General features: G+C 55.4%; 26 protein-coding genes and 3 pseudogenes. 18 read left to right on the plus strand and 11 right to left on the minus strand.

What is annotated here, in order from left to right:
- The 3 genes from BM216_RS29005 to BM216_RS29015 form a co-directional block, all read right to left on the minus strand.
- Positions 1 to 226, minus strand: a 226-nt coding sequence (locus tag BM216_RS29005) for a transposase (RefSeq protein WP_143102897.1), incomplete at its 3' end; no start/stop codon positions are given.
- 201 nt (positions 227 to 427) lie between these two features.
- On the minus strand, positions 428 to 1423 hold the full coding sequence (locus BM216_RS29010) for an alpha/beta hydrolase family protein (protein ID WP_093003190.1): 996 nt from the start codon (positions 1421 to 1423) through the stop codon (positions 428 to 430).
- A gap of 202 nt (positions 1424 to 1625) precedes the next feature.
- The gene (locus tag BM216_RS29015) at positions 1626 to 2168 is read right to left on the minus strand and encodes an isochorismatase family protein (protein WP_093003192.1); all 543 of its coding nucleotides are present in this window, start codon (positions 2166 to 2168) and stop codon (positions 1626 to 1628) included.
- A gap of 306 nt (positions 2169 to 2474) precedes the next feature.
- Between BM216_RS29015 and BM216_RS29020 the strand changes: the two genes are divergently transcribed.
- From BM216_RS29020 to BM216_RS29070, 11 genes are all read left to right on the plus strand, one after another.
- A complete protein-coding gene (locus tag BM216_RS29020; RefSeq protein WP_093003194.1) occupies positions 2475 to 3107 on the plus strand; it encodes a LysE family translocator in 633 nt (210 codons plus the stop codon).
- Between the two features lie 114 nt (positions 3108 to 3221).
- Positions 3222 to 3599, plus strand: a complete 378-nt coding sequence (locus BM216_RS29025; protein ID WP_093003196.1) for a hypothetical protein — start codon at positions 3222 to 3224, stop codon at positions 3597 to 3599.
- Positions 3596 to 3784 carry a helix-turn-helix transcriptional regulator gene (locus tag BM216_RS29030; RefSeq protein ID WP_093003198.1) on the plus strand — a complete coding sequence of 63 codons (189 nt, stop codon included), beginning with the start codon at positions 3596 to 3598 and terminating at the stop codon, positions 3782 to 3784. Before BM216_RS29025 ends, BM216_RS29030 begins: the two co-directional genes overlap by 4 nt.
- Positions 3785 to 5010: 1226 nt before the next feature.
- Positions 5011 to 5817 (plus strand): AraC family transcriptional regulator, encoded by an 807-nt coding sequence (locus tag BM216_RS29040; RefSeq protein ID WP_093003200.1) that lies wholly within the window; start codon positions 5011 to 5013, stop codon positions 5815 to 5817.
- Positions 5818 to 5886: 69 nt separating this feature from the next.
- Positions 5887 to 6564 (plus strand): B3/B4 domain-containing protein, encoded by a 678-nt coding sequence (locus BM216_RS29045; RefSeq protein ID WP_093003202.1) that lies wholly within the window; start codon positions 5887 to 5889, stop codon positions 6562 to 6564.
- The gene (locus BM216_RS29050) at positions 6561 to 7172 is read left to right on the plus strand and encodes a LysE family translocator (protein ID WP_093003204.1); all 612 of its coding nucleotides are present in this window, start codon (positions 6561 to 6563) and stop codon (positions 7170 to 7172) included. Before BM216_RS29045 ends, BM216_RS29050 begins: the two co-directional genes overlap by 4 nt.
- 177 nt (positions 7173 to 7349) lie before the next feature.
- Positions 7350 to 7637, plus strand: coding sequence for a chorismate mutase (locus BM216_RS29055; protein WP_093003206.1), 288 nt, complete (start codon positions 7350 to 7352; stop codon positions 7635 to 7637).
- Between the two features lie 200 nt (positions 7638 to 7837).
- On the plus strand, positions 7838 to 8074 hold the full coding sequence (locus BM216_RS33755; RefSeq protein WP_143102898.1) for a hypothetical protein: 237 nt from the start codon (positions 7838 to 7840) through the stop codon (positions 8072 to 8074).
- Positions 8062 to 9747 (plus strand): methyl-accepting chemotaxis protein, encoded by a 1686-nt coding sequence (locus tag BM216_RS34500; protein ID WP_093003208.1) that lies wholly within the window; start codon positions 8062 to 8064, stop codon positions 9745 to 9747. The genes BM216_RS33755 and BM216_RS34500 overlap by 13 nt, the downstream gene beginning before the upstream one ends.
- Positions 9748 to 9783: 36 nt before the next feature.
- Complete coding sequence (locus tag BM216_RS29065; RefSeq protein WP_093003210.1) at positions 9784 to 11100, plus strand: ABC transporter substrate-binding protein; 1317 nt, start codon at positions 9784 to 9786, stop codon at positions 11098 to 11100.
- Between the two features lie 232 nt (positions 11101 to 11332).
- Positions 11333 to 11569, plus strand: coding sequence for a hypothetical protein (locus tag BM216_RS29070; protein WP_093003212.1), 237 nt, complete (start codon positions 11333 to 11335; stop codon positions 11567 to 11569).
- 84 nt (positions 11570 to 11653) lie between these two features.
- Here BM216_RS29070 and BM216_RS29075 read toward each other — a convergent pair whose 3' ends face one another.
- Positions 11654 to 11908 (minus strand): hypothetical protein, encoded by a 255-nt coding sequence (locus tag BM216_RS29075; RefSeq protein WP_093003214.1) that lies wholly within the window; start codon positions 11906 to 11908, stop codon positions 11654 to 11656.
- A gap of 27 nt (positions 11909 to 11935) precedes the next feature.
- Between BM216_RS29075 and BM216_RS29080 the strand changes: the two are divergent.
- The 7 genes and pseudogenes from BM216_RS29080 to BM216_RS29110 all read left to right on the plus strand — a co-directional run.
- Positions 11936 to 12406, plus strand: a pseudogene (locus BM216_RS29080) (helix-turn-helix domain-containing protein); the annotation flags it as partial.
- Positions 12407 to 12658: 252 nt separating this feature from the next.
- Positions 12659 to 13225, plus strand: coding sequence for a TroA family protein (locus BM216_RS29085; protein WP_093003218.1), 567 nt, complete (start codon positions 12659 to 12661; stop codon positions 13223 to 13225).
- Positions 13222 to 13842: a TetR/AcrR family transcriptional regulator gene (locus BM216_RS29090; protein WP_177230963.1), complete on the plus strand. Its 621-nt coding sequence runs from the start codon at positions 13222 to 13224 to the stop codon at positions 13840 to 13842. Before BM216_RS29085 ends, BM216_RS29090 begins: the two co-directional genes overlap by 4 nt.
- A 126-nt stretch (positions 13843 to 13968) precedes the next feature.
- Positions 13969 to 15156, plus strand: coding sequence for an MFS transporter (locus BM216_RS29095; RefSeq protein WP_093003222.1), 1188 nt, complete (start codon positions 13969 to 13971; stop codon positions 15154 to 15156).
- A gap of 87 nt (positions 15157 to 15243) precedes the next feature.
- Positions 15244 to 15768, plus strand: a complete 525-nt coding sequence (locus tag BM216_RS29100; protein ID WP_093003224.1) for a (2Fe-2S)-binding protein — start codon at positions 15244 to 15246, stop codon at positions 15766 to 15768.
- 1 nt (position 15769) lies between these two features.
- A complete protein-coding gene (locus BM216_RS29105; RefSeq protein ID WP_093003226.1) occupies positions 15770 to 17977 on the plus strand; it encodes a xanthine dehydrogenase family protein molybdopterin-binding subunit in 2208 nt (735 codons plus the stop codon).
- Positions 17974 to 19272, plus strand: coding sequence for a c-type cytochrome (locus tag BM216_RS29110; protein ID WP_210217081.1), 1299 nt, complete (start codon positions 17974 to 17976; stop codon positions 19270 to 19272). Before BM216_RS29105 ends, BM216_RS29110 begins: the two co-directional genes overlap by 4 nt.
- A gap of 165 nt (positions 19273 to 19437) precedes the next feature.
- Here BM216_RS29110 and BM216_RS29115 read toward each other — a convergent pair whose 3' ends face one another.
- From BM216_RS29115 to BM216_RS29140, 7 genes and pseudogenes are all read right to left on the minus strand, one after another.
- Complete coding sequence (locus tag BM216_RS29115) at positions 19438 to 20976, minus strand: SulP family inorganic anion transporter (protein ID WP_093003228.1); 1539 nt, start codon at positions 20974 to 20976, stop codon at positions 19438 to 19440.
- 4 nt (positions 20977 to 20980) lie between these two features.
- Positions 20981 to 21682: a carbonic anhydrase gene (locus BM216_RS29120; protein WP_093003230.1), complete on the minus strand. Its 702-nt coding sequence runs from the start codon at positions 21680 to 21682 to the stop codon at positions 20981 to 20983.
- A 734-nt stretch (positions 21683 to 22416) separates the two neighbouring features.
- The gene (locus BM216_RS34295; RefSeq protein ID WP_177230964.1) at positions 22417 to 22554 is read right to left on the minus strand and encodes a hypothetical protein; all 138 of its coding nucleotides are present in this window, start codon (positions 22552 to 22554) and stop codon (positions 22417 to 22419) included.
- Positions 22555 to 23140: 586 nt separating this feature from the next.
- On the minus strand, positions 23141 to 23437 hold the full coding sequence (locus BM216_RS33760) for a hypothetical protein (RefSeq protein WP_143102900.1): 297 nt from the start codon (positions 23435 to 23437) through the stop codon (positions 23141 to 23143).
- Between the two features lie 50 nt (positions 23438 to 23487).
- Positions 23488 to 23676, minus strand: a pseudogene (locus tag BM216_RS34840) (hypothetical protein); the annotation flags it as partial.
- Positions 23645 to 23794 carry a hypothetical protein gene (locus tag BM216_RS34300; protein WP_177230965.1) on the minus strand — a complete coding sequence of 50 codons (150 nt, stop codon included), beginning with the start codon at positions 23792 to 23794 and terminating at the stop codon, positions 23645 to 23647. The gene BM216_RS34300 and the pseudogene BM216_RS34840, both read right to left, overlap by 32 nt.
- A gap of 228 nt (positions 23795 to 24022) precedes the next feature.
- Positions 24023 to 24217, minus strand: a pseudogene (locus tag BM216_RS29140) (helix-turn-helix domain-containing protein); the annotation flags it as partial.
- Positions 24218 to 24363 lie beyond the last annotated feature (146 nt).

Raw genomic sequence — 24363 nt, forward strand, 5'->3', positions numbered from 1 at the left:
GCTCCGAGCGGATACCCATGGAATAGCCGATGATCAGCATCCGCATCATCAGTTCTGGATCAATCGAGGGGCGACCTGTGGTGCTGTAAAAAGGCTTCAACTGCGCTCGAACGCTGTCCAGTTCGAGATGGCGGTCAATCCCGCGCAGCAGGTGTTCGGCGGGGACGTGGTCATCGATACAGAAATCGTAGAAGAGCTGCGCCGGAGCCGCCTGACATCCCATCATCGCTCAATCCTCCGCAAATCAATGCGGCGATTGAATCATGACAACGCAGCACCGACAACGCCGAGTTTTTCAACAGTATCGGCGCGAAGCGAACGACCGCTTTCGGCGCCGAAAGCTGAAGCAGGAACCTGATCTGTTGGCCGACTTGTGCGAGATACCCTCCACGTCGCACTAATTAGGAATTTGCGCGAACCAAGGACCTTACGGAGAAACGACGCCAAGCGTTTTATTGAAGAATGCTGCAATATCGGAATTCATGCTCTGATGGAGCGCGATACGATCGACCCCCTCATGATCGATACATAGGGCCGGCATCGCTCGGCCCAAGTCAGGCGAACATGGTGCTAAAAACGTGAAGTGTCCGGCATCGGGGATGACCTCCAACATAGTCTCTCCCTCCAGGTCACGTACCAACTCCGTCGCATTAGCGTCGGGGGACAGTTCTTCATCTTTGTCCCCAACAAAAATTAGAAATGGTGCTTTGATGAGCTCCAATTCGTCAGAAGAGAATACGACGCTCAGGGGTGCGAGCAGTACGAAAGACCGAATTCGTGGATCGGCGGTCGGCTTAAGTTCGGGATGATCGACCCTTATCTTTCCCCTCGCCTCACAAACATGATGGTCGCCTGGCCGCTTGCCGCAATAATCCTCAAGGCGACTAAGGGTCGGTTTAGCTCCAGCGAGGATCAAACCAGTGGTTCCTCCAGCCGAAAACCCGACAAACCCTATACGGTTGGCATCAATATGAGGTGCAAGCACATTGTCTTTGAGAGCCGACGTCAATGCAGCCGACCCCTGTAATGGCCGGCCGTAGATCGAACTCGAAGCACCAACTCGGCTTGTATCCTGAAAATTGTCGCCCGGATGTGTCACGCTTATAACGATGTACCCGTGCTGTGCGAGGGCAGAGGCAAGATCATGATGTCCCCACATGCTGCCCATGTTTCCATGCGACAACAGGATCAACGGATATCGACCCTCCCCAATTGAAGACGACTTCGACGCAGCAACCTGATAGGGGCCAATCTTGGTGACTTTCGAGCGATCGGAGCTGGGAAAGAACGCCACCGCTTCCATTGAAGCTTGGTCAACAGGATCGGCGACTTCAAGTTTTTTGATCCCCACCCCTACGCCTTCGGCATTTGCACTTGCACAGAAAACGAAAAAGAGCACCGCGGAGATGAAGTTCAGAAACATATTGCTTTATCCGAAAAGGGGAGGTCCTGACCAGCACGAGAGAACGACGAATGTCTATCGCGAACGTCCCGAAACTTGCAAAACCTTCCCGGGTGCGAAACAGGTAACCTGCCGTTCGGTCGAGGCTGCAACACCTTTAAACTAGAATCCCAGTGATGAAGCCGGTTGGCCATTTCGCTGAAGCGCCATTTGCAGTCACCGGCTAAAGCATTTCCATGATTTCGTCGCTGTCGATGACCCTAGCAAAATCGGACTCTAGATGTGCCATTGTAACGTCAAAAATCGTTCGAGCAGGCAAATCATAATCAGGCATGTCGAACCCTATGACGGCATCACGGGCAACGATCATTTCGAACCCAAGATCAGAACCGGCCCGAACGGTTGTGTTCACGCAGTAACCAGCAACCGCACCCGTTACAACGATTGTCCCAATGCGGTTTTCCCGCAAATATTTTTCCATTTCTGTGGACGCAAAGGCAGACGATGTGCTTTTGACGAAAATGGGATCGTCAGCAAAAGGCTGGAGGGCTGGCATGGCTTGTTGCGCCGGGCATCCTTTGTGCATCGGAGATGCAGGGTTCAGCTCGTGATGGTGAACATGGATCACCTTTTTACCGGCATCCCGGAATTTTTTAGCGAGGTCGGCGATCTTGGCGGCGGCATTGCCGTTCACGTGGTCACGCCCGGCGTCGAGGCGGTCTTGGATGAGCATTTGCATATCTATGACAATAAGAGCTTTTTCCAAAATTGTGATCCTGTGAGGCTTTCAGAACTATGGCGATGCCTACCACTCGTTGCGACGCCTGCAAAGGGCCATCTCTGAACCCTACAGAAACTCCCGAGTTTTAACAGGCATGTTAATTGACCTTCGCAACCTTCAACGTCAGCGAATGCGCGACAGTGCGTTCATATGCGCTGGGAGAATTGCGTGCTTCGCGAACGGAATCCGAAAACACCACCGTTATTATGGGCAAGGCCTCTTCCCAGGGCTTGTTTTTCGATTCAGGCAATGGCAGACCGAAATTCCGGCATCCAATTTAGGGAGAACACAATGCCGGATTCTACTACTCTTATCCTATTCGCCACCGCTGCGCTTGTTTTGACCGCTACGCCAGGCCCGGACATGTTGCTAATTGCGTCACGCAGCGTCAGCCAGAGCCGAATGGCTGGCCTCCTTACATATTTCGGAATAGCGGCTGGCACCTATTGTCATGCAGCTGCCGCAGCATTTGGCCTTGCTCAACTTCTTGAAACTGTTCCTGCGGCGTACGAGCTGGTGAGATGGGCTGGATGCGTCTACTTGCTCTATCTGGCAATCAAAACGCTGCGCGGCAAAGCATTGGCCGATCTTTCCACAAAGACTGTCGCAGCCATATCGCAGGTCCGCATTTTTCTAGAAGGTCTTGCGACTAATCTTCTTAACCCGAAAATGGCCCTTTTCGTTCTTGCGCTGTTTCCCCAGTTCACAGGACCGGAGAACGGATCTATCCTCATGCAAATGCTTGTCTTGGCGACCATCCTCAATGTTGTGGGGTTCGTCGTAAATGGAACAGTTATCCTGCTTGTCGCACAAGTAAGGGTCGGAGTGAAACTCGCTCCAAGGTTTGTTCGACTGCCCAACTATTTCCTCGCCACCGTGTTTGCTGCGCTCGCCTCGCGGCTGGCATTCGGCGGACGGGGCTAACCTGGACTCAAGGGCTATCTCGGATAGAGCGGCAGGCTAAGGACAGTCCGTGTAAAGCACGCTTGACACGGACTGATTGCTCGATATGTAAAGGAAGCTTTACAGGAGACCATCATGACCAGAACGCGTTTTTTCGTGGAATTCGGCGCCAGTATGACCTCGTATGTGGTCATATTAATCGCGTCGGTCTTTCTTCTTGGCAGCGGCACGGTGACGGGCCCATGGGCAACGATTGTTTCGCTAATCCCAATGTTGCCAGCGCTCTTCGTGGTGATTGTTGTAATGCGCCAACTAAGAGCATCCGACGAATTGCAGCAACGCATCCAACTGGAGGCTCTGTCGTTGGCCTTCGCCGGTACGGCATTAATCACCTTCAGCTACGGTTTTCTGGAAAATGTCGGATACCCAAAGCTATCGATGTTTTACGTTTGGCCGCTGATGGCGTCACTCTGGATCATCGGCTGCCTTCTCAGCAGCCGACGATTCAGATGAGAAACCGTTTAAGGGCCCTGCGTCTCGAAAAGGGTTGGTCGCAGGGGGAGCTGGCCACTCAGCTTGGTGTCTCCCGCCAGACCGTCAACGCGATTGAAAACGAACGATACGACCCGAGCCTGCCGCTCGCTTTCGTAATTGCAAAGCTCTTGGACAAGTCAATCGAAGAGATTTTCCAAGGGTGATACGTGTGATTGCCCCGAGCCTTATTGACCCTCGAGAAGTGTTCGAGCTGTCTAGGGGCGGTATGAACGGTCTCGTCGCTTCGGTAGCGGCGGCTTTTGCTGCCGATCCCTACTGCGGCGACGTTTTCGGGCCATACGTCGCGAGAGGCTGCTGACCTGCAATATTCTTCAAGACGGGGCGAGTAGGCGCCTGCCATATGGTTCGAAAACGTCGAGCCAGAGATATGACCCTACAGTTTCGCTACGCCCTGAAATCCGATCCTGATTTCCGCAACTTCGCTCTCCTTCGTTCGACAGGCCGTTGCAAATGCCGCGCCGCTTCAATCGCGCATTTCATGTAATGGCCAGGACAAATCAAGCATATCAACGTGTAATCAATGCACATTAAAATGTGGACGAAATGCTTTTAGTAAACTTACTTTCATCGATCAGCCGGCGATTTCGTTTCTCGGCTAAATCTCGCGATGTAAACGAACTAAACGACTACGAACTGGCAGATATCGGTGTCGAGCCCAGAGAGGCGTATGAGCATCGATGGGGTAATTTCCTATCTGGTGATCCCTACCGCCTCATACATAAGGAAAATCAGACGCATAAAAGGCGCTGATTTCCGCTTCAAATGTAAGATCACGTGACGAGATCAAGATGAGCCGATTCAAAGACAAACGTATCCTTATAACGGGTGGCACTAACGGTATGGGTCTCGCCGGAACTCGGCGTGTCATCGCCGAATGCTGGAGCTCGCGGCACTTTCTCCGCATCTCGTTCATGCAGCATCGGTTGTCGTAACATCATTGAGCTCGTCCTACGAAGGTGCGGCGGCAAAACCAAAGGGGCCGTGTTGCGATAGTAATATCATGGGCTACCGCGCTTGCACCACGGGGCATCCGGGTGAACACCCTAAATCCCCGGGCCGATTGAGACCAATTTACGCAGTTACCTCTTAGAAGACGCACGAAGACGTTTCGAGGCGTTCGTCATTGATCAGGTTGCTCTTGGCCGTGTTGGCACGGCCGGAGAGGCGGCCGCGTCGCGCTATTCCTTCTATCGTCGGACTCTTCCTACGTCGCAGGCAGCCAATATGCCGTCGATGGCGGGCTCATCATGCAGTGACGGTAGAAGATAAAAAACTGATCACCAACTAAGGTTGGAGTAGTTCATAGCGCGGCGGCACACCAACGCGGAGCTATGGTTTAAGTCGCCATTTAGCTCTAGTAGTCGGCCTGATGATACCAGGAAAATTCCAGATAGCCCGTTGTGGAATGAAAGGCGTTGCTGCGGTTTCGGCCGACACGTCCCATGCGTTTGGCCGACATACCCATGACCAATTCGGGATTGGCGTTATCCTGCGCGGTGCGCAGCAGTCGACGAGCGGTCGGGGCATGGTTGAAGCTGAGGCCGGCGATGTTATCACGGTTAATCCAGGCGAGGTGCATGACGGTTTACCCCTCGGACAGAAAGGGCGGGCATGGCGAATGCTTTATTTCGACCCTGCTATCATCGCTAGCCCTGTACGCGAGCTGACGGAAGGTCGCACGAGCAGCGCAGAGCTTTCATACCCCGCCATTCGCGAGCCAGCATCGGCGACATGTTTCCTTTCGCTCTTTCGTGCGATGACAGATATGGAGAGCGGCAACAGCGATATCGAAGTCCAGGAAAATCTGCTTCTGCTGCTTTCTCGCCTTATCGAACGGCGCGACCAAGAGCCACTGGGCGCACCTATAGCGGTTGACCTTGCGCGCGAGCGTATCAACGACGATCCGACCGCGCCGCTATCACTGCGCGAGTTAGCCGCAATCGGTGGGATCAGCCAGTTCCAACTTGTTCGTGGCTTCTCTAAGGTAACTGGCCTCACGCCGCACGCCTATCTTGTCCAGCGCAGGCTCCAACTAGCACGACGTATGATCGCGGATGGAGCGGCTCTTACTAATGCGGCGTTGGCATCCGGGTTCGCAGATCAGAGCCACATGACGCGGCTTTTCACCCGCACCTACGGCATATCGCCCGGCCTGTATGCTGCTGCCATCCGCTAACCTGCAATATTCTTCAAGACGGGGCGAGTAGGCGCCTGCCATATGGTTCGAAAACGTCGAGCCAGAGATATGACCCTACAGTTTCAGTACGCCCCTGAAATCCGATCCCGGTTTCCGCAACTACGCTCTCGCACGATTCTTGTCGACGGCATGGATGCGAGTACTGATCCTTCCGCCGAGATTGCTCACCTAAAAGCAATTGCCAACAAGAGGCTTGCCATCGCCAACGAAGGCGAGCTTCCCGAGATAAAGGCATGGCGACGTGCATTCGCTGAGATGGGCCTTAAGCCGACACAGTACCGCTGTGCCTCGGAGGCGCTGTTGAGGCGCTATCGGAAGGAAGGTACATTTCCCACACTTCATCCTCTCATTGACCTCTGCAACGCGGCCTCGCTCGCATTCGCTATTCCTGTCGCAGTGTTCGACAGAAGCAAGATCGTGGGCAAGATGACCGTTCGGCTCGCACACGGCAACGAAACCTATGAGACATTCTCCGGCGATATCGAGCATCCAGAACCTGGCGAAGTCATATTCGCTGACGAAGATGCCCGAGCCCATGCTCGCCGCTGGACGAACCGTCAAAGCGGTTGGTCGGCCGTTCGCGCAAATACTGCGCAGGCCATGATCGTCACAGAAGCCCTGCACGAAACTGGTCATGACGACATTGCTGCTCTCGTTTCCTTACTCCTTGTGGCAATGCCCACGCTTTGGCCAGCCGCTAAGGTGGCAGAAATGGAAGTCCTATGACATTGGAATTTGTGCTGACGTCGTTGGTAATTGCCGCATCACCCGGTACCGGCGCGATCTACACAGTAGCCGCAGGTCTTTCGGGTGGCCCGCGCGCCAGCCTCGTAGCCGCCCTCGGATGCACCTTTGGCATCGTCCCGCATATGCTGGCTGCGATCAGTGGCTTAGCTGCCCTGATGTACACAAGCGCGCTAGCCTTCCACATGCTCAAATATGTGGGAGTCGCCTATCTGCTTTACATGGCTTGGACAATGTTCAAAAATCGCGGAATTTTGAACTTAAACGATGAGTCCAGTGGCAAGAGCGTCCGGGAGGTAATCGTCTCTGCAATCCTTATCAACTTGCTAAACCCCAAGCTCTCGATCTTTTTCTTTGCGTTCTTGCCGCAATTCGTGCGGCCCGACGACGTGGCACCGATGCGCAGTATGTTGGTATTAAGCCTCGTCTTCATGGCGATGACCTTCGTGACCTTTGCTGCGTATGGAGCGTTCGCTGCTACCGTTCGGCAGCACGTTATCTCCAGTGTGTCCGTGCAGGGATGGATGCGGCGTGGATTTGCGGCGTCGTTTGCCGGTCTTGCCGCGCAGCTTGCATTCACTCAAAGATGACGTGCTAGTTTCTAAATTCGAGGCGACCGCTGAACAACCCATCAGGGCACCCCGCCTCGCTCATGACTTGGGACGATCCTACAGAGGTGTCTCCGAAATCGCCGCAGGTGCTGAACGCGATCTCGCCCCCTTATTGAGCGGGTCGATAAAGCTGGATCAATATCAGGATATTTTGCAATGCTGGAACAAATACGGGGAGAAATCGATCGTCTGGATGAGCAACTCGTCGAATTGCTCGCCAAGCGTCGTATGCTGGTCCATGCAGCAGGCATGGCCAAAACCCAGTTATCCGAGGTCGATGCACCAACTAGGGTTGAACGCGTCATAGATCGTGTAAGGACTCTGGCGGACGGCTTCGGCCTAGAACCAAGGGTTGCCGAAGCTACTTTTCGCGCGATGATAAGGGAATTCATCGAGGTAGAGCGAGAGCTGTTCGTGCGAAAAGCTTCGAACAGCGAGCAGTAGATGAGTGACATCGATAAGGGTAGAAGTTGATTGGTTTATCCTAACCAGCCCGATTAGGCTCGCTGCATTTTGAGAGAATAGTTTTCTTCGCAACTAAAATCCGTTACTGAACCGAACAATCGCTCGCCAACGGAGCAGATATTTAAATTAAAATTTACTCATTTAGGCCAGCATAAACCTACATGGTTTTGGGGGTTTCTATGCTGTCAATGAAGATCCGCACTCTTCTACCAGTGCTGTTTATTTCGCTGTTGTTGATGGTGATCGCGCTAGGTGCAATCGCTATCAACTCGCTCAGTAGTATCAACAAGCAGGTCTCGCTGCTTGGTGACACTCAGGCGAAGGCAACGGGCGTCATGTCAGCATCAAGGAAACGCTATCAGGGATCAACAGTATTTACTCCCAGCATCTGCTTTCCGTTTCTTTGGATGATTTGAAGCGTCTAGAGAGCGACCTTCAGCAGAGAATAGCCGCTGCCCAGTCGCTGGTCGCTGATTTCAAACGGATGCCGGCAGCTCTAGACGAGCAGCAGGCCCTGACCAGTCTCGATGAGAGCATGGCTAGGTTTCTTGCTGACGGGCAAAAATTCATTTCGATTTCCACCATTGGAGCCAAGACGACAGCGCTCGACCTTTACAACGGCCAGATGAAGGTCGGGCTGGCGCAGTCGGAAACGACCCTAAACGGGATGATCGAGCGTAATCGGAAAGCATCGGAGATCGCACTCCTGTCGGCCGGCACGGAATACCAGAACACGTTGATTCTGACTGGGTCTATGATCGCGGTTGCCTGCCTGATCGCGCTTGCAGCTTCAGTCGTTGCAGTCACACGCGTTGCGCGTCCTATCGCACGGTTGCAGGACAGCATGTCCATCCTTGCAGCGGGTAATAGCGATCACCAGGTACCATTCCGCGACCGTGGGGATGAAATCGGCGACATGGCAAGAGCTGTGGAGGTCTTCCGCGAAAACGCGATCGACCGTGAGCGGCTCGAACACCAGAGCGCTGCGGACCGCGATCTCACGGAAACAGAACGGCGGGAAAACGAGCAACGCAGAGCCATTCAAGCTGCGGACACGAAATTGGTTGTTGCGGAACTTGCGCGCGGTCTTGGCCGACTGGCGGACGGAGATGCGACAGTACGGATCGAGCGCCCCTTCAACGGAGAGTTCGACCCGATCCGGATCGATTTCAACGCGGCAGTCTCCAAGCTCGACGAAGCGCTCACTGTCGTGAGCCGCAATGCTCAAGTCATCAATTCTGGCTCCGAAGAAATTCGCTCCGCTGTAGATCAACTGTCCAAACGGACAGAGCAGCAGGCGGCGTCGGTTGAAGAAACCGCCGCTGCTCTGGAGGAGATTAGCACGACTATGCACGATGCTACGAAGCGAGCCGAAGAAGCCGGGGTTATTGTAGAAGCAACCCGGAAGGGCGCGGAACGATCAAGCGATATTGTACACAAGGCCGTGGAGGCGATGGGTTCGATTGAGCAATCGTCTGCTGAAATCAGCAACATCCTCGGTCTTATCGACGACATTGCATTCCAGACGAACCTCCTGGCGCTTAACGCAGGTGTAGAAGCTGCGCGCGCGGGTGAAGCGGGCAAAGGTTTTGCAGTTGTCGCTCAAGAGGTTCGCGAACTCGCGCAACGCTCAGCGCAGGCCGCAAAAGACATTAAGAGGCTTATCTCATCGTCCCAGCAACATGTCGAAGCCGGCGTGAGCCTTGTTGGCGACGCCGGTGAGGCCTTGAAAGGTATTGCGCGGGAAGTGGTTGGCATCAGCCATCACGTAACAGCGATCATCGAGGCCTCGCGCGAGCAATCCGTGGGCGTCCGTGAGGTGAGCAAAGCGATCAATTCAATTGACCATGGTACGCAGGAAAATGCCGCGATGGTCGAGGAATCCTCTGCCGCCACCCATGCATTGGCAGCAGAAGTTGAAAGCCTGTTCAGGCTCATCGGGCAATTTAAGACCGGTGCCGGGATGAGTGTCCACGCAGGTATGCCCCAACGGGTCATCCCGGTAAGCGGGCAGAAAATGAAACTACAACAGGCTTTCGTTGATCAGCCCCGTAGGGCTGCAGGTGCAGGGGGTTGGAGTGAATTTTAAACTCAACCCCGCCACCTTGGACAATGAGGGCACATCATGACCATGCGAATTCTTTTGGCAAGTTTGATAACGGCAGCCGTCGCAAGCCCGTCGATTGCTGAAACGCTCACAATCGCTACCGTAAACAACGGTGACATGATCCGCATGCAAAAGCTGTCTGCGGATTTCAGCAAGAAGCATCCTGATATCAAGCTGAATTGGGTGACGCTTGAGGAAGCAGATCTCAGACAACAGGTGACGATCGACATCGCCACCAAAGGTGGAAAGTTCGACGTTTTGACCATCGGGACTTACGAAGTCCCGATCTGGGCGAGCGAGGGCTGGTTGTTGCCTCTGGATGATCTCGGCTCCGAGTACGACGCTGAAGACATCCTGCCCGCGATACGAAACGGCCTCACCCACAAGCAGTCTCTTTTCGCCGTTCCGTTCTACGGTGAAAGCTCAATGGTCATGTACCGTCAGGACCTTATGGCTAAGGCGGGGCTTTCAATGCCCTCGGCGCCCACGTGGAAGTTCATCGAAGAAGCCGCGGTCAAAATGACAGACCGCGCAAACGGAGTGAACGGAATATGCCTGCGAGGAAAGGCCGGGTGGGGTGAGAACATGGCTTTCCTGACAGCCACAGCCAATTCGTTCGGGGCGCGGTGGTTTGATGAAAAGTGGCAGCCGCAGTTCGATCATCCGACATGGAAGCAGACGTTGAACTTCTACGTCGATTTGATGAAAAAGGCGGGCCCTGCCGCTCCGGAGAAAAACGGTTTCAACGAAAACCTCAGTCTGTTTCAAAACGGCAAATGTGGCATGTGGATCGATGCAACGGTCGCGGCGTCGTTCGTATCAGACCCCAAAAGCTCGAAAGTAGCAGACGACGTCGGCTTCGCTCTGGCTCCTGACAACGGCCTGGGCCGACGCGGCAACTGGCTTTGGGCATGGAATCTTGCCATTCCAGCCGGTACCGCCAAATCAGCTTCTGCCAAGGCGTTCCTGAAATGGGCAACAGACAAACAGTACGGGCATCTCGTTGCAAAAACAGATGGCTGGGCCAACGTCCCGCCCGGTACTCGCACATCGCTCTACGAAAATAAGGATTACCAGGTAGCAGCACCGTTCGCGAAGATGACCCTCGAAAGCATCAACGCGGCTGATCCGGTGAAACCCTCGGTAGATCCTGTACCTTATGTCGGCGTCCAGTTCGTCGCTATCCCAGAGTTTCAGGCGATTGGCGACGAGGTCGGACGACAGTTCGCAAAAGCGTTGGAAGGGTCCGTATCTGTAGATGAAGCTCTCACCGCGGCGCAGGTTGTATCGAAACGGGAAATGCTTAAGGCAGACTATATCAAGACCAGCTTTTAGCGATAGTTCATCGTCAGCATCTATCGACCAGGCCGAGCGCCTCGAAATCGCGGCTGAGCTTGCGACGGCCGCGTGAAGCTTGCCGAGGAAGAGGCAGCTTTCGAAGCGCTGATTGCCGTCGATCCGCCTTATTAGGAGCAGGGCCACGATTGACAGTTTGAGTAGCTTGACAATCTAGCGTTGCTGCTGAAATTTGCCGTGGGCTGGGATGATAACAGAAAGGAATAGATGAATGCGTAAATTGAAAATTGCTTTCGCTGTTGTAGCTTCGGTTTCCTTCGCGACTTCGGCTGTCGCGTCCGTTCCAAAACTTTCCGAAACACAGCAGCCATTTGCAAACGCCTTGAATAATTCCGCGCCTGTCCAGACAGCGTCGTTCGCCAATGGCTGCGACGATCCTAACTACGCCTGGTATGAGTACAGCGGTATCGAGGCCCTTACATGCCTCTTCTCCGGCCAGTGGACCTAACGCCAGTAAAAACCGAGCCGCCTTCAGGCGGCTCTCTTTGTTTTACGCGCTGGCCTTGATGCTCACCACGAACAAGCTATCCTTTTAGCGGCTTGGTTCGATCAAAACGCCTGCTTTCAACAGGCACGGAAAACGTGCTTCGCACTGATTAGAGCCGCGCCGGTCGCAGCCGATCGCGAGCCGGCGGCGAATTTCGACGAACTCGATCGATGCCCCGAATTTTTCCACCAAAGCCTTTCGATCATAGACGCCGTGTCGATCGCAACGACGGCAAACCATGTCGATCTTGTCAGCTCGATAGTCCTTCAGCCGGGGACGTGTCATTGCGCCATTCTCCATTCCGGCCAGCCGTGGTTGTGTCGCTGAATGCTCGCCATCCTGCCCGCCTCATCGCGCGGTCGGCCGCGGAAATTTGACCGCGTTGCCGCACTCGCTGCTGCGATGAGGCTGTTCTGGATTAAGGGATATGAAGCGACGTCGGTCGCCGACCTGACAGAGGCGATGGGGATCGGTGTCAAAAGCCTTTATGCTGCCTTCGGCTCGAAGGACGAGCTCTATGCCGAGGCGCTTAAATATTATTACACGACCTACGAGGGGCTGGTCTGGACCCGGTTCAGAAAGGCGTCGACCGCGAGGGAGGCTGCCCTCGCATTCCTCCAGGATTCCGCTATCGCCATGACCGGCGGAGACAGCGACTTACCGCGCGGGTGCATAGCAACACTTGCCGCTGTCGGCAGCGAAAGACACTCCAAACTGGCCGAATTCATGCGAGCGACTCGCTCAGGCGGCTTCGATCTCCTGAAGACGCGTTTCAACGCCGCGAAGAGCGACGGTGATTCTTGAGCCCGGGCAGAAGCAGGCTGCGGCTGGCAGGATCGCGGCCTCCGGTTTCCATTAGGAAGAGAGGAGCGAGAGGCGGAGGAGCGGAGTTAAAATTCCTCGTTGGCTGTCGGGAAAAAAATATCTCAACCGACTGAAAAAATGCCGGCGCACGCTGCATTAATTATTGACCGTTCGTTCTAAATATATTAACTAACCGATCGTTCTAATACGGCGGGTATAGGTTGCCCGGCAAATGACGAGTTAAACATGACCACGTTGGTGCAGCATTTTGGTTCTAGGGATTTTCGACGTTTTTCGCGAATCGTCGTGCTCGTGCTGTGCATCGGTCTTACCACCGAAGGCCAGGCCTGTTCGAGACTTGCCGAGATGAAGGATTCTGCCGAAATGATCCAAAATATCGAGCGTGAACACTTTGGCAAGCGCATGTTGTTGGTCGAACTTTATGGCACTACAACCTATGTTTTTGATAGTACACATGAAGTGGCAGGACCGGTCATGGCGGTCCTTCGGTCATTGGGATACGAACTTGTCTTGCCTGCGGGGGTTTCGATTCCTAGCGAGGGATTGTTGCCGATACCATCAGACGCTATGCGTACCGCGGATCCAGACCACGTGTTTCTCATGAATTTTTCCAACGACGAGGCGGCCGTCGAGCGGGTGATCGCCGACCTGGGCGCCTTCTCCGAAAATCGGGTCTACCGGATGAATTCGACCGTGGCAGAGGCCTTCTCCGACAGTTGGAATGCATGCCGGTTGGGGCCGATAGTCGCGGAGGCTATCGAGCGTTCCACGACGATGAAGGAGGCACTATGACACTGCATCCTGAGCTTGAACGGGCGAACAGCCGAGGACGTCCGCGGCAGTTCGACCCCGATGAGGCGCTCACCGCCGCCATGCGTGTGTTCTGGGAGCATGGTTATGCTGGCGCCAGTATCAGTATCCTCGTGAAAGCAATGGGCCTCAATAGAGGCAGTCTCTATGCCACCTTCGGCGATAAGGAGGCGTTGTTTCACAGGGTTATGGAGCTCTACGAGCGCGAAAAGACTGCCTACATGATGGATGCCCTTGATCAGCCTACGGCGCGCGGGGTGGCCGAGCGGCTTTTTCGCGGTACGCTTGCGCTGCAGACTAATTCCGATAATCCAAAGGGAAGCATGGGAATTGTCCATTCGGTCAGCCATGCGCCTGGAGATGAGGCAATCCGCACCTTCGTGATGGAGCGAAGCAATTTCTGGAGGGAAAAGCTGATCGACCGTATGATCGAGGCACAGCGCCAAGGTGATTTTCCCTCCACGATAGATGCGAAGAGTCTTGCTCTTTCCTTGAAAGCTTCGAGTGATGGCTTGCTCGTGGCTGCCGGAACTGGCGCTAGCGCCGCCGAACTGTCAGGCATTGTCTCAATTTTCTTAGCCACGTGGCCGGGAAAATGAGCCGGTAGAAGGCCGGCAGCGAACAAATAACTTTTTGATGAGCGGAGGCTACCGGTTTCCGCATGACTCCGCGATCCTAGTGGATCCCGGGCAAAACTCCTATGCTCTAAAGCTGGAAATCAAAATATGACCCAACGCTCCTTAGCGCCTGCAAAAGGCGGTGGAAGCCCTGCGCTTTCGATCCTCATACTTGGTCTTTCAGGCTTCGTGCTGGTGACCACAGAGTTCCTTATTATCGGCCTTATCCCGCAAGTGGCCCGCGAGTTTGCGATTACAACTTCACAAGCTGGCTGGTTGGTAAGTCTTTTCGCTTTTACCGTTATGATTTGCGGTCCGTTTCTCACAGCAAGGCTGGCGCATCTTGATAGAAAGAGGTTATTTCTTGCAATCTTGGTGATCTTTTCGGCGGCCAACCTGCTTGCCGCACTTGCGCCTAATATCTGGGTTCTCGCCATCGGTCGCTTTGTTCCGGCGTTAGCGCTTCCGGTTTTCTGGGGAACTGCAAGCGAAACCGCAGCGCAGCTTGTCGAGTCCCGCCACTCTGGTCGGGCAGTCGCGCGAGTGTATCTCGGCATCTCTGCTGCTCTCGTTCTGGGCGTTCCGCTTGGTACTGTCGCAGCAACGTCGATTGGTTGGCGCGGATCATTCATCATCCTTGCCGTGGCGTCGCTCCTGCTCACCGTGATGACGTGGCGTTTTATGCCGCACCTGTCCGGTGCCTCGCAAGCGGCCGGATCGCACGAAGAGCCGTCTCCCATTAAGGATCGAAATTTCCTTGCTCACGTCGGTCTCTCTGTCCTCGTGTTCATCGCGATGTTCACTGCCTACACGTTTTTGGCAGATCTGCTGGAGAACGTCGCAAGGATCGACCCAAGCTACATCGGTTGGTGGCTCATGGGCTTTGGCTTGATCGGGCTTTTGGGAAATTGGATAGGGGGTCTGGTGGCCGATCGAAACTCGCTTTTTGCAACGCTCATCTTCACTGTAATTTTGATCATCGCGATGCTTCTTTTTAATACAGCGGCGCAGAACAATTTGTTTCTTGGGGCTGTACTCGGGCTCTGGGGTATTTCCTACACTGCACTTTTCCCTGTCTGCCAAATCCGCGTGATGGAAGCAGGAAAGAAGGCGCAAGCCTTGGCGGCAACAGTCAATGTTTCGGCAGCAAATGCCGGGGCAGGGATCGGGGCGATCACAGGGGGTATGGTCATCGACCACCTGCATTTGTTGCAGCTTGGCCATGTGTCCGCTTTGATCGGCGCGGTAGCGATTGCTTACGCTTTACTGATCCTGCGAGCTAAAAAACCAGTTTGAGCTCCCCCATCAAAACGACTGCCTCCCGGTGAGGACTGGGTAAGCTGGTCGGCACGACTCCCCAAAAGAAACAGTCGGAGATAAACAATGCGCTCCACTTTTACTCTCAACATCAACGACGAGCGACGAACTGTCACCGCGCCACCGCGCATGCCCATGCTCTGGGTCTTGCGGGATCTGCTCGCTCTGACGGGGACCAAGTACGGCTGCGGCATCGCGCAATGCGGAGCATGCACCGTACACCTCGACGGAAAAGCACTCCGCTCATGCGTTTTGCCGGTTGGTGACGTGGGCGATGGCCATATCACAACCATCGAAGCGGTCGGCAGAACGGACAACGGCGAAAAGGTGCAACGCGCCTGGATGGAAATAGAGGTCGCTCAATGTGGCTACTGTCAGCCAGGTCAGATTATGGCGGCGGTGGCATTGCTTAATGAACGTCCAGCGCCCGCGGATTTTGAAATCGATGCTGCAATGTCGGGCAACTTGTGCCGCTGCGGAACATATCCGCGCATCCGTGAAGCGATCAAACTGGCCGCGACGGGGAAGACGGACGCGATGCGGACCCTGGTCATCGGTCCGTCCGCCGATTCTGAAGTGAAGGAGCCGTAGCATGTTGCGACGCGAGTTACTGAAGACAGGCGCCTTCTGTGTTGCCTTCTCACTGGCATCAAAAAATAGACAAGCGTTCGCGAAATCCGCGACACCCGCCGATGCCGGGAACGCCGCCTTTTCGCCGAACGCGTTCATTCAAGTTCTGCCTGATGGCCAAGTTCGCCTAACGATTCCGAACGTTGAAATGGGCCAAGGTATCTACACAAGTGAAGCCGCAATCCTCGCCGAGGAAATGGATCTCGGCCTTGATCAGGTCATCGTCGATCATGCGCCGGCCTCTCCTGAACGCTATACCATGCCGCTGCAGGCAACCCAGCTCACCGGGGGATCGACATCAATCCGCGGTTCGTGGGATGTTCTGCGGTCCGCCGGCGCAACAGCGCGTCTAATGCTCATAAACGCTGCAGCATCGCGTTGGAGCGTCAGGCCCGACAGTTGCGAAGCAAAGCGTGGCGTGATCACTCACATCGAATCTGGCCGGTCTTTAGACTACGCAATGCTCGTCGATGATGCGCAACGCCAAAGCGTTCCCGACGTCGTTCCACTGAAGGATCACCGCAGGTTTACGATCATCGGGAAACCATGGCAGCGCACGGACACGCGAGACAAGGTACTTGGAGCCACGCGGTTTGGCATCGACGCCCAGCCGCCGGGTCACAAATGCGCAGCTGTCATCATAAACCCGGTATGGCATGCAAGGCCGCGTTTGCAAAATGCTCCTCTTCCGGCCGGCGCCCACGAAATAGTCGCTCTCGACGACTGCCTCGCGGTCATTGCTGACGATTTCTGGACCGCAAGCGAAGTTGCGAGAACTTTGTCTGTCGAATGGGATTATGGACGTTGCACTCCATTCGATACCGCTCAGTTGCGCAAGGCGATGAACCATGCGGCCTCCAATGCGGAAGCGCTCACCGCGCGCCACGACGCTTCATGGTCCGGCAGGACGCCAGCAGAGTCTGCCGAGTATGAGTTTCCAGCCTTGGCGCATGCGGCGCTGGAACCGATGAATGCGACGGTGGCCTGCAGGAAAGACGAGCTTGAAATCTGGATCGGGACGCAAGCCCCTGGCAGGGTGCTCGATGCAGCCCATCGACTGACGGGCTTTCCGAAAGAGCGAATTCAGGTTCACAATCACTACCTCGGCGGGGGCTTCGGGCGCCGCGTTGAAACCGACCAGGTTGAGCAGGCCATTCGAATAGCGATGAAGGTTGATTATCCCGTCAAGGTGATTTGGTCCAGGGCGACTGACATCCGGCGTGACCTGCCTCGGCCGCCCTTCCTTGATCGGATTTCCGCCGCTCTTGATGATGACGGCTTCCCGATAGAGTGGACAGATCACATCACAGGATGTTCAATTTTCACTAGATTCGCGCCACAGTTCATGCGGGAGGATGGCGTCGATCCCGACACTGTAGATGGCGCAGACAATCTACCCTACTCCATTCCGTCCGTGCACGTGCGATGGACGCCGTTCGATATGCCGGACGAAAGACCGATAGGCTGGTGGCGCGGAGTGGGACCAACACACAATCTGTTCCGCGTCGAATGCTTCCTGGATGAGCTCGCCGATCATGCGGGCATCGACCCTTACCTGTACCGAGCTCGGCTTTTGCAGCACAGTCCGAGACTTCTGAAAGTGCTTCATCTTGCTGCTGAAAAAGCTGACTGGCACCGGCCGCTAGATCAAGGCTTTGGCCGGGGAATCGCTGTTGGCAAAGCATACGAGAGCTACGTATGTGCCGTCGTCGAAGTCGATGCCACTTCAACGTCGGAAATCCGTCTCACGCGTTGTGTCTGTGCAGTCGATTGCGGCGTCGTGATCAATCCAAACACAATCGTAGCGCAGATAGAAGGGGGGCTGATTTTCGGCTGGACGGCCGCGTTGTGGGGCGAGCTCACATACGCAGCCGGTGCGGTGGAGCAGAGCAATTTTCATGATTATCGTTTGATGCGGATGAACGAAGTTCCCTCAATCGCAGTGCATCTCGTGGAAAGCGATGAACACCCTAGCGGGGTTGGAGAACTGGGGACGGCGATCGCCTCACCGGCGCTGGCCAATGCCGTTTTTAACGCCACCGGCTTCCGCTGCAGACGGCTTCCCCTAGTACCCGCAATCGCTGAGCATGTGCAATCCAACTCCGGCGGGCTCAAGCAGCGGTTGGATAATCTCGTGTCGTCGTTCACTCGACAGGGAGGAGAGCCATGAAATCTTTCACGAAAATCACGGCATCCCTTTGTGTCGTCGCCGCGGTAGTTCCGATCGCCGTCGTAGCGAAGAATATGTTAAGTCGAGATCCAGAGATCTCTGCGCCTGACATTGCGCCTTCTTCTGAATTGATTGCAAGGGGAGAGTATCTTACGCGCCTGGCGGACTGCCAAGCTTGTCATCAAGTGAAAGGCGGTGAGCCGTTCACAGGCGGTCGCGCGTTCCAGCTTCCTTTTGGAACGTTGTACTCAACAAACATCACGCCCGACCCAGAGACTGGGATCGGAACGTGGAGCGATGATGACTTTGTAAGAGCCTTGCATCGTGGAGTTCGGCCTAACGGTGAAAATCTCTACCCTGCTTTTCCCTACACATCATACACAGCAATCAGCCGGGACGACGCAGTAGCCATCAAGTCGTACCTATTCACGCTGAAGCCGGTTCAAGCTCCGGCGAAGAAAAATGAGCTCTTATTTCCCTTCAATCAGCGTTGGGGACTTGCTCTTTGGAACGGGTTCTTCTTGACCGACCGTCGTTTCAAGCCGGACCCCGCATTGTCGTCAAAAGTGAATCGGGGTGATTACGTTGCCAATGCACTTGGCCATTGCGGAGAGTGCCACACACCCCGCACGCTGGCCTTTAATCTCAGCGATCGCATCTACGCCGGTGCAAGCCTGGAGGGCTGGAATGCCTACAACATCACGTCCCACAAAGAGTATGGGATCGGTGCCTGGTCAGATGAAGAGCTTAAGAGATATTTACTGGAAGGCCATGCACCGGGGCGGGGAACAGCAACCGGACCAATGGGGGAAGTGGTCGAGTACAGCCTTCGGCATCTGAAGGCAGACGACGCATCTGCACTGCTCTCTTACCTGCGCACGATACCTCCGCGACCAGAAGGTTTCGTCGCTAATGTAAAAGAGAGTTCTATGATGACCGCGGCATCAGGATCGCTACCAGTGGCAACCGACGTAATTGAGCCCGGCCAGCGCGTCTTCGAGCGCAATTGTGCGAGTTGCCATGGATGGAATGGTGGTGGGGTGCAGCAAAAGACGGCGGCGCTAAAAGGTCTACGAACGATTTACGATCCGTCAGCTGCGAACTTACTTCAGGTGATCCTTCATGGAACCGAGTCATCCGCGTTGCCTGGGCGGTCCACTCCTATGCCGCCGTTTGCATCTCTGAGCGATGGTGAGATTGCTGATCTTGTGAATTTCATGCGCCGTTACGTCGGCTCCGGGGGAAAGAAAATTGGTGCAGGAGATGTCGCAGACGCCCGCGAATATCAGCATTGATGATGGTGAACAATACCGGAACTGCGCCCGCAGGATCGTGAGACTTTCTCTTCGCTAGCCGCTGCACGAAAAGAGATTACTGTAGTTCTCTTGCTTGATGCCAAGATCGGCGCCATCCCGATTATATCGGGATGGTTTAACGATCCAAAGTGACTGCGACCTCCTTCATGCGCTAGGCGCGTTGCGCGCCTCGTTTTGATAGCGCCTGAACATTGAGATGATCCGTGGATGCGTCCCGTCGCGTACATTGGCGACGATCTCAACCAGGCGGCCCGTTCGACTTTCGCGCTTCACCCAGTCGCTGATCGTTTCTGCGCAAGTATGGTCGAGGTAGCCCAGATCTCGTCCAGCAAGCCTGATGTTGCGGTTTGCCGGTAAACCTTCCAGAGCAGTTAACAGAGCCGGCACATCCTTGCACGTTGCCGAACCGCCAAGCCGAACGGAAATGGTTTCTCCTTCTTCCGCGCTGTCGATTCGGAGCCTGTTGCGCAGATAGGGCAGCACTTCCATCAAGGAGAGTGCGAAGCCGAGACCGACTCCAACAAGGAGGTCCTGAGTTACCACTAAAGTCACCGTGACCAGCCAAATTGCCACAGGAAGCCAACCATGATGATCAAAGAGATGGCGCACGTGGTGCAGGCTGACCAGACGCCAACCGGTCACGAGCAAAACCGCTGCAAGCGCAGTTAGCGGTACCAGGCCGAGGAGCTGGGGCAAAAGCGCGACAAGCGCCAGCACCCAGACGCCGTGCATGATCGCCGACGCCCGCGTCTTTGCTCCCGCCTGGATGTTCGCCGACGAGCGGACGATAACACCTGTGATCGGCAAAGCGCCCAGCATCCCGCAAATACCGTTGCCCAAGCCCTGCGCGAATAACTCCTTGTTGAAGCGCGTACGAGGCCCCTCATGCATCCGGTCGACCGCGGCAGCTGACAGAAGCGTTTCTGCACTGGCGATAACTGCGATCACCAACACGGTGGCAAAAATGCCCGGCTCTGCCAGCCGTAGAAAATCAGCGACAGCCGGCGTGGAAATTCCTTCTGCAAGCGATGCCGGAAGTGTGACGCGAGCAATGGGCAGGTTCAGTGCAGCTGTGACGATTGTTCCGAAGGCGACGCCGATAAGAGCTCCGGGAAGAAGTCTTAGCGAGGCTGGCCGAAACTTCTCCCAAGCGACCATTGCGACAAGTGATGCAAGTCCAACTACCAGGGCCAGCGCCTGGTCGGTAATGCCGTTGCTCCAAAGGTTACCCACGCTGTCATTGATGGCCATGACATTTTCGATGCCTCCGGCAGCTGGTTTGGCATCCATTAGCACGTGAGCCTGGCCAAGGATGATCAGGATGCCGATCCCCGCCAGCATGCCATGAACCACGGCGGGAGAGATTGCTCGGAACCACGAGCCGATTTTGAGGAAGCCGGCAAGGACCTGCAATGCACCGGCCGCGACAAGAACAGGCCCAAGCGCTGCCACGCCATACTGCTCCACAAAACCAAATACGATCACGGCCAGGCCGGCGGCGGGCCCTGAAACCTGCAACGGGGAGCCGGCCAAGGAGCCGACGACGATCCCGCCAACGATGCCTGAGACAAGGCCCATCGCAACTGGCACCCCGGAGGCAATTGCGATGCCGAGGCAAAGGGGAATGGCAACGAGAAACACGACGATAGAAGCCGCAACGTCAGTGAGAGTGATAACTTTCATAGGTTTACTCCGCTGCAATTGCGTTTACGGATGGAACTACCTGCGCCACTCCGCGGCCAGAGACGGCAACCGGGAGCGGTTGGCCATCTTCGATCTCGGTAAACCGGCTTGAGACCCCGTCATAGACAAGGATGCTTCCGGTCTCGATATCAAAGAACCATCCGTGCAAGCTGACCTCGTTGCTGGCAAGCTTTGCCGCCACAGAAGGATGAGTGCGCAGATGATCGAGCTGCACGACGACATTCTCCATGGCAACAGCGCGAATACGGTCTTTCTCGGGGAGATCAGGCGGATATGCCTCGCAGACGATGGAGTGGGCAGCGTGGCTATGCTTGAGCCAGGCCGCAACGTTCGGCATTGGGCCGAGCAGTTCCGGATGGCAAAGACCCTTCATCGCCCCGCAGTCCGAATGGCCGCAAACGATGACATCGCTGACGCCCAGCGCCACAACGGCATATTCGATGGCCGAGGAAACTCCGCCGTTAGCAGTCTGGAATGGTGGCACGATATTGCCGGCATTGCGGCAGACGAAAAGCTCGCCCGGACCCGACTGTGTGATTGTCTCGGGCATAACGCGGCTGTCGGCACAAGAAATCATGAGAGCTTGAGGCCGCTGACCCTCATGTGCCAGTTTGCGATAGAGTGCGGAGTGTTCCGGGAAAACCGAGCCTCGAAACTGCGAGATGCCTTTAGATAGATTTGCCATTTTTCAAACCCTTGTTCCTGCCGGCTGATGGCGACGTCACACCGGCTCGTTGCTGGATGCGAGTTACTTCGCATCTGCGAGATCAACAGCGATGAATGAGAAAAATAGGGCACGACTACAGTTTTCTTTTTCGCCTGAATCACAATCATGAGAGGTGTTCGTGTGGTCGCGTCTGAACGTCATTGCATGCGCAAAGTGGCTTACAGGCTATCGCAGCTAGCCTGCCTAATGGATTGATTAGCAGTTGGTAATCGTGACGGTATCGGTGCGCAACAGTTCGCCCGCGCGCCTATGCTCGCACCGACTCCCGAACGAAGCGGGAATCTGCGATAGCAACCCAAACGAGTATAATGCAATGCAACATTGGGCCAGTCGGCTTGTCTTCGTTTTTTGCTTTGACTGGGTGCAGAAGGTAAAAATTTTGCTTGAGGGTCAGCGTGTACCGCCCTCCGTCGCAATGGTTGCCTACTATCTTTTCGGATGGCTAGAGCAGAAACTTCGCGCGGCGCTCAATCGGCAACCTCTCGAATAACAACATGCCTCTTATTGAGGCGAGGCGACATGCCTGAAGATGCAAAAATCTTGCCCGATTCTCTAAGAAGAGCGACAATAGCGATCCATAAGTCGCCGGGGAAGAGAGTTGGCGGACATCTTAAGTGACCTGATGGGGCGCGTTGCAGCTCATGCGTTCGTCCACTACCGCTTCGATTAGCTGATGCTCTCGGTTCACCTGTTCAGGCGACCAGGAAGTTCAGCGTCAGGCCCGTTCCGATAGCGGCGGCTAGGAGAAAGGCGTCGGTCAGGAGAGTTCGGACAATGCTGTTGCGCTCCGGTTGCAAGCGGCTCAGGTAGTCCTCTCGGAAATCATCCATAAGGGTTTCCTTTCAAGTTTCAGATCAATAACGAAGCGATGGCGGTTGGTGTTAATCGCTCCGTTTCAACAGACGGAACTTACCTTGAGGGCGTCGCACAAGTTTCTCAGTGTTGGGTCAAAACTGTAACCAAGTGTAGCAGTGAGGCGGTCGGCCGAGACAAAGTCCATGTCGATTCCACGAGCTTTGGCTGGCTTCCCATGTAACGACCTGTCGGCAACCAATTCACCGAACTTGTAAAAGATCCCGCCCGGTTCGAAACGAAAGATACAAGTGCCTACCGCCGGCCATTTCGAAAGCGGATACTCCGGAGGCATGATGGCTAGGGATATCATCTCACTTCAAAACCGGTCTCAAGTGCAAGGCGGCTCGTATCCGGAATAGCCCCATCCCTGCTATCAGATAAAGCCTTAACCAAGCGGCGCACGGTCATGCCAAGTTTCGATCGCGAAAGCACATGACAGCGAATGGAACAGGGAGCAATGTGGCGCGGGTCGAAGCCGCCGTGCGGCAGCGTAAGACTTGCGTGCCATCCCGATTGCTGTCTGCTCGACGGTGGCGATCGATTATTGGCTCCAGAATGTGTTCAACGCCCTTGCCATCTCATCGGGTCGCTGGATACCAATGTCGTGCGTCGAGCAGAACTACCTCGCGCGCCCGGATGTGACCCCGCCAATTCCGGCGGAACCGGCCGGTCCTTTAGGCCTTGAAGGATCAGCGTCGGTGCCGTAATGTTGGTGAGGCCCGGCTGCCATTCTCGACCGACATTCAGCGCCAAGCGGTAGAGCCGCAGGATACAATCGCCCATGCGGTCGTCCACGTCTGCGACGATCCGGTTGGCGTCGGCCGATGACGATCCGTCCTCAAGCAGACGTGTCCTCATCGCGGCCCTCCTTAACGTTACCAGCAGCGAGATCACAAATAACAGTTAGGTTACTTCGACGCAGCCGCGTTACGAGACCACCTCCTGCACCGGAGTGCGGGCAGTACCCACCTTTCGCAGGGGGCAATAACGGCTCGTAACGGTGACGGCACATGCCGGCTGCGTGGATAATAGAGCGCCAGCCCCGGTGTCGCCGGGCACCACTCGTCAAGCACAGTTACCAGCTGGCCGGACTCCATAGCGCTCGTAGTCGATCAGGTCGAGGCGGGCGATTTCATCAGGGCGGATGGCGACGGGGTCGATCCTGTGTTTCTCGATGAAACCCGGCGAGGCCACGGGGATCAGTTCTTCCTTCATCAACAGCGTCAGATTCCAGCGGGGGCCTCTACAATGTGGCTCTCGATCCAAGCTTCCTTGCTGAGCACTCGTCCCAGCCAGAAGCCGTCCAGTCCGGCCTCCTGGATCACTACCAGTGGGTAAAGTATGTTCTTTCGCCGAGCTTCCTGACGAAGCGCTGCAAAGCATGCGAACAAGCCGGCAATATCCCCTCCATTAACGGAGTGGCGGGACATCTTCTCGCTGCTTGGCATAGCGTACCGGATGCCGGGATCGATCCGTCAGCGCCTCCAGCCCGTCGTCCCTGTAGCGATTGAAGATATTGTAGCCGGTCTTGCGCGAGATGCCGAAATCCCGGCCAACCTCGCTCATCCCCCCGCCCTCCAGAAGCCGGGCGACAAAGCGTAGACGTTCCTCCATGACCGAAGTCTCTCTCCACGGCATCAACACCTCCCGCAAAGCGAAAAGAGTTACCCATGTCTCCGGTACGAAACGTCACCTATCTCTCAAGTCGGACAAACTCCCTAGTGACGTGCTTTTTGGTGTTGACCTGCCACTGAACTTTCATCCGGTGGCCGCCCGGTCCGAAC

This window comes from Rhizobium sp. NFR07, from assembly GCF_900111905.1.
Taxonomy (GTDB): Bacteria; Pseudomonadota; Alphaproteobacteria; order Rhizobiales; family Rhizobiaceae; genus Neorhizobium.

What these genes read in the sequence shown, in the direction of transcription:
- BM216_RS29045 (WP_093003202.1), top strand. Translation starts at nt 5,887, where the DNA reads ATGACCCTACAGTTTCAGTACGCCCCTGAAATCCGATCCCGGTTTCCG.
- BM216_RS29065 (WP_093003210.1), top strand. Translation starts at nt 9,784, where the DNA reads ATGACCATGCGAATTCTTTTGGCAAGTTTGATAACGGCAGCCGTCGCA.
- BM216_RS33760 (WP_143102900.1), bottom strand. Translation starts at nt 23,437, where the DNA reads ATGAGGACACGTCTGCTTGAGGACGGATCGTCATCGGCCGACGCCAAC.
- BM216_RS29090 (WP_177230963.1), top strand. Translation starts at nt 13,222, where the DNA reads ATGACACTGCATCCTGAGCTTGAACGGGCGAACAGCCGAGGACGTCCG.
- BM216_RS29040 (WP_093003200.1), top strand. Translation starts at nt 5,011, where the DNA reads ATGATACCAGGAAAATTCCAGATAGCCCGTTGTGGAATGAAAGGCGTT.
- BM216_RS29010 (WP_093003190.1), bottom strand. Translation starts at nt 1,423, where the DNA reads ATGTTTCTGAACTTCATCTCCGCGGTGCTCTTTTTCGTTTTCTGTGCA.
- BM216_RS29100 (WP_093003224.1), top strand. Translation starts at nt 15,244, where the DNA reads ATGCGCTCCACTTTTACTCTCAACATCAACGACGAGCGACGAACTGTC.
- BM216_RS29020 (WP_093003194.1), top strand. Translation starts at nt 2,475, where the DNA reads ATGCCGGATTCTACTACTCTTATCCTATTCGCCACCGCTGCGCTTGTT.
- BM216_RS29075 (WP_093003214.1), bottom strand. Translation starts at nt 11,908, where the DNA reads ATGGAGAATGGCGCAATGACACGTCCCCGGCTGAAGGACTATCGAGCT.
- BM216_RS33755 (WP_143102898.1), top strand. Translation starts at nt 7,838, where the DNA reads ATGCTGTCAATGAAGATCCGCACTCTTCTACCAGTGCTGTTTATTTCG.
- BM216_RS29110 (WP_210217081.1), top strand. Translation starts at nt 17,974, where the DNA reads ATGAAATCTTTCACGAAAATCACGGCATCCCTTTGTGTCGTCGCCGCG.
- BM216_RS29085 (WP_093003218.1), top strand. Translation starts at nt 12,659, where the DNA reads ATGACCACGTTGGTGCAGCATTTTGGTTCTAGGGATTTTCGACGTTTT.
- BM216_RS34300 (WP_177230965.1), bottom strand. Translation starts at nt 23,794, where the DNA reads ATGAAGGAAGAACTGATCCCCGTGGCCTCGCCGGGTTTCATCGAGAAA.
- BM216_RS29050 (WP_093003204.1), top strand. Translation starts at nt 6,561, where the DNA reads ATGACATTGGAATTTGTGCTGACGTCGTTGGTAATTGCCGCATCACCC.
- BM216_RS29070 (WP_093003212.1), top strand. Translation starts at nt 11,333, where the DNA reads ATGCGTAAATTGAAAATTGCTTTCGCTGTTGTAGCTTCGGTTTCCTTC.
- BM216_RS29025 (WP_093003196.1), top strand. Translation starts at nt 3,222, where the DNA reads ATGACCAGAACGCGTTTTTTCGTGGAATTCGGCGCCAGTATGACCTCG.
- BM216_RS29055 (WP_093003206.1), top strand. Translation starts at nt 7,350, where the DNA reads ATGCTGGAACAAATACGGGGAGAAATCGATCGTCTGGATGAGCAACTC.
- BM216_RS29105 (WP_093003226.1), top strand. Translation starts at nt 15,770, where the DNA reads ATGTTGCGACGCGAGTTACTGAAGACAGGCGCCTTCTGTGTTGCCTTC.
- BM216_RS34295 (WP_177230964.1), bottom strand. Translation starts at nt 22,554, where the DNA reads ATGGATGATTTCCGAGAGGACTACCTGAGCCGCTTGCAACCGGAGCGC.
- BM216_RS29120 (WP_093003230.1), bottom strand. Translation starts at nt 21,682, where the DNA reads ATGGCAAATCTATCTAAAGGCATCTCGCAGTTTCGAGGCTCGGTTTTC.
- BM216_RS29115 (WP_093003228.1), bottom strand. Translation starts at nt 20,976, where the DNA reads ATGAAAGTTATCACTCTCACTGACGTTGCGGCTTCTATCGTCGTGTTT.
- BM216_RS29095 (WP_093003222.1), top strand. Translation starts at nt 13,969, where the DNA reads ATGACCCAACGCTCCTTAGCGCCTGCAAAAGGCGGTGGAAGCCCTGCG.
- BM216_RS29030 (WP_093003198.1), top strand. Translation starts at nt 3,596, where the DNA reads ATGAGAAACCGTTTAAGGGCCCTGCGTCTCGAAAAGGGTTGGTCGCAG.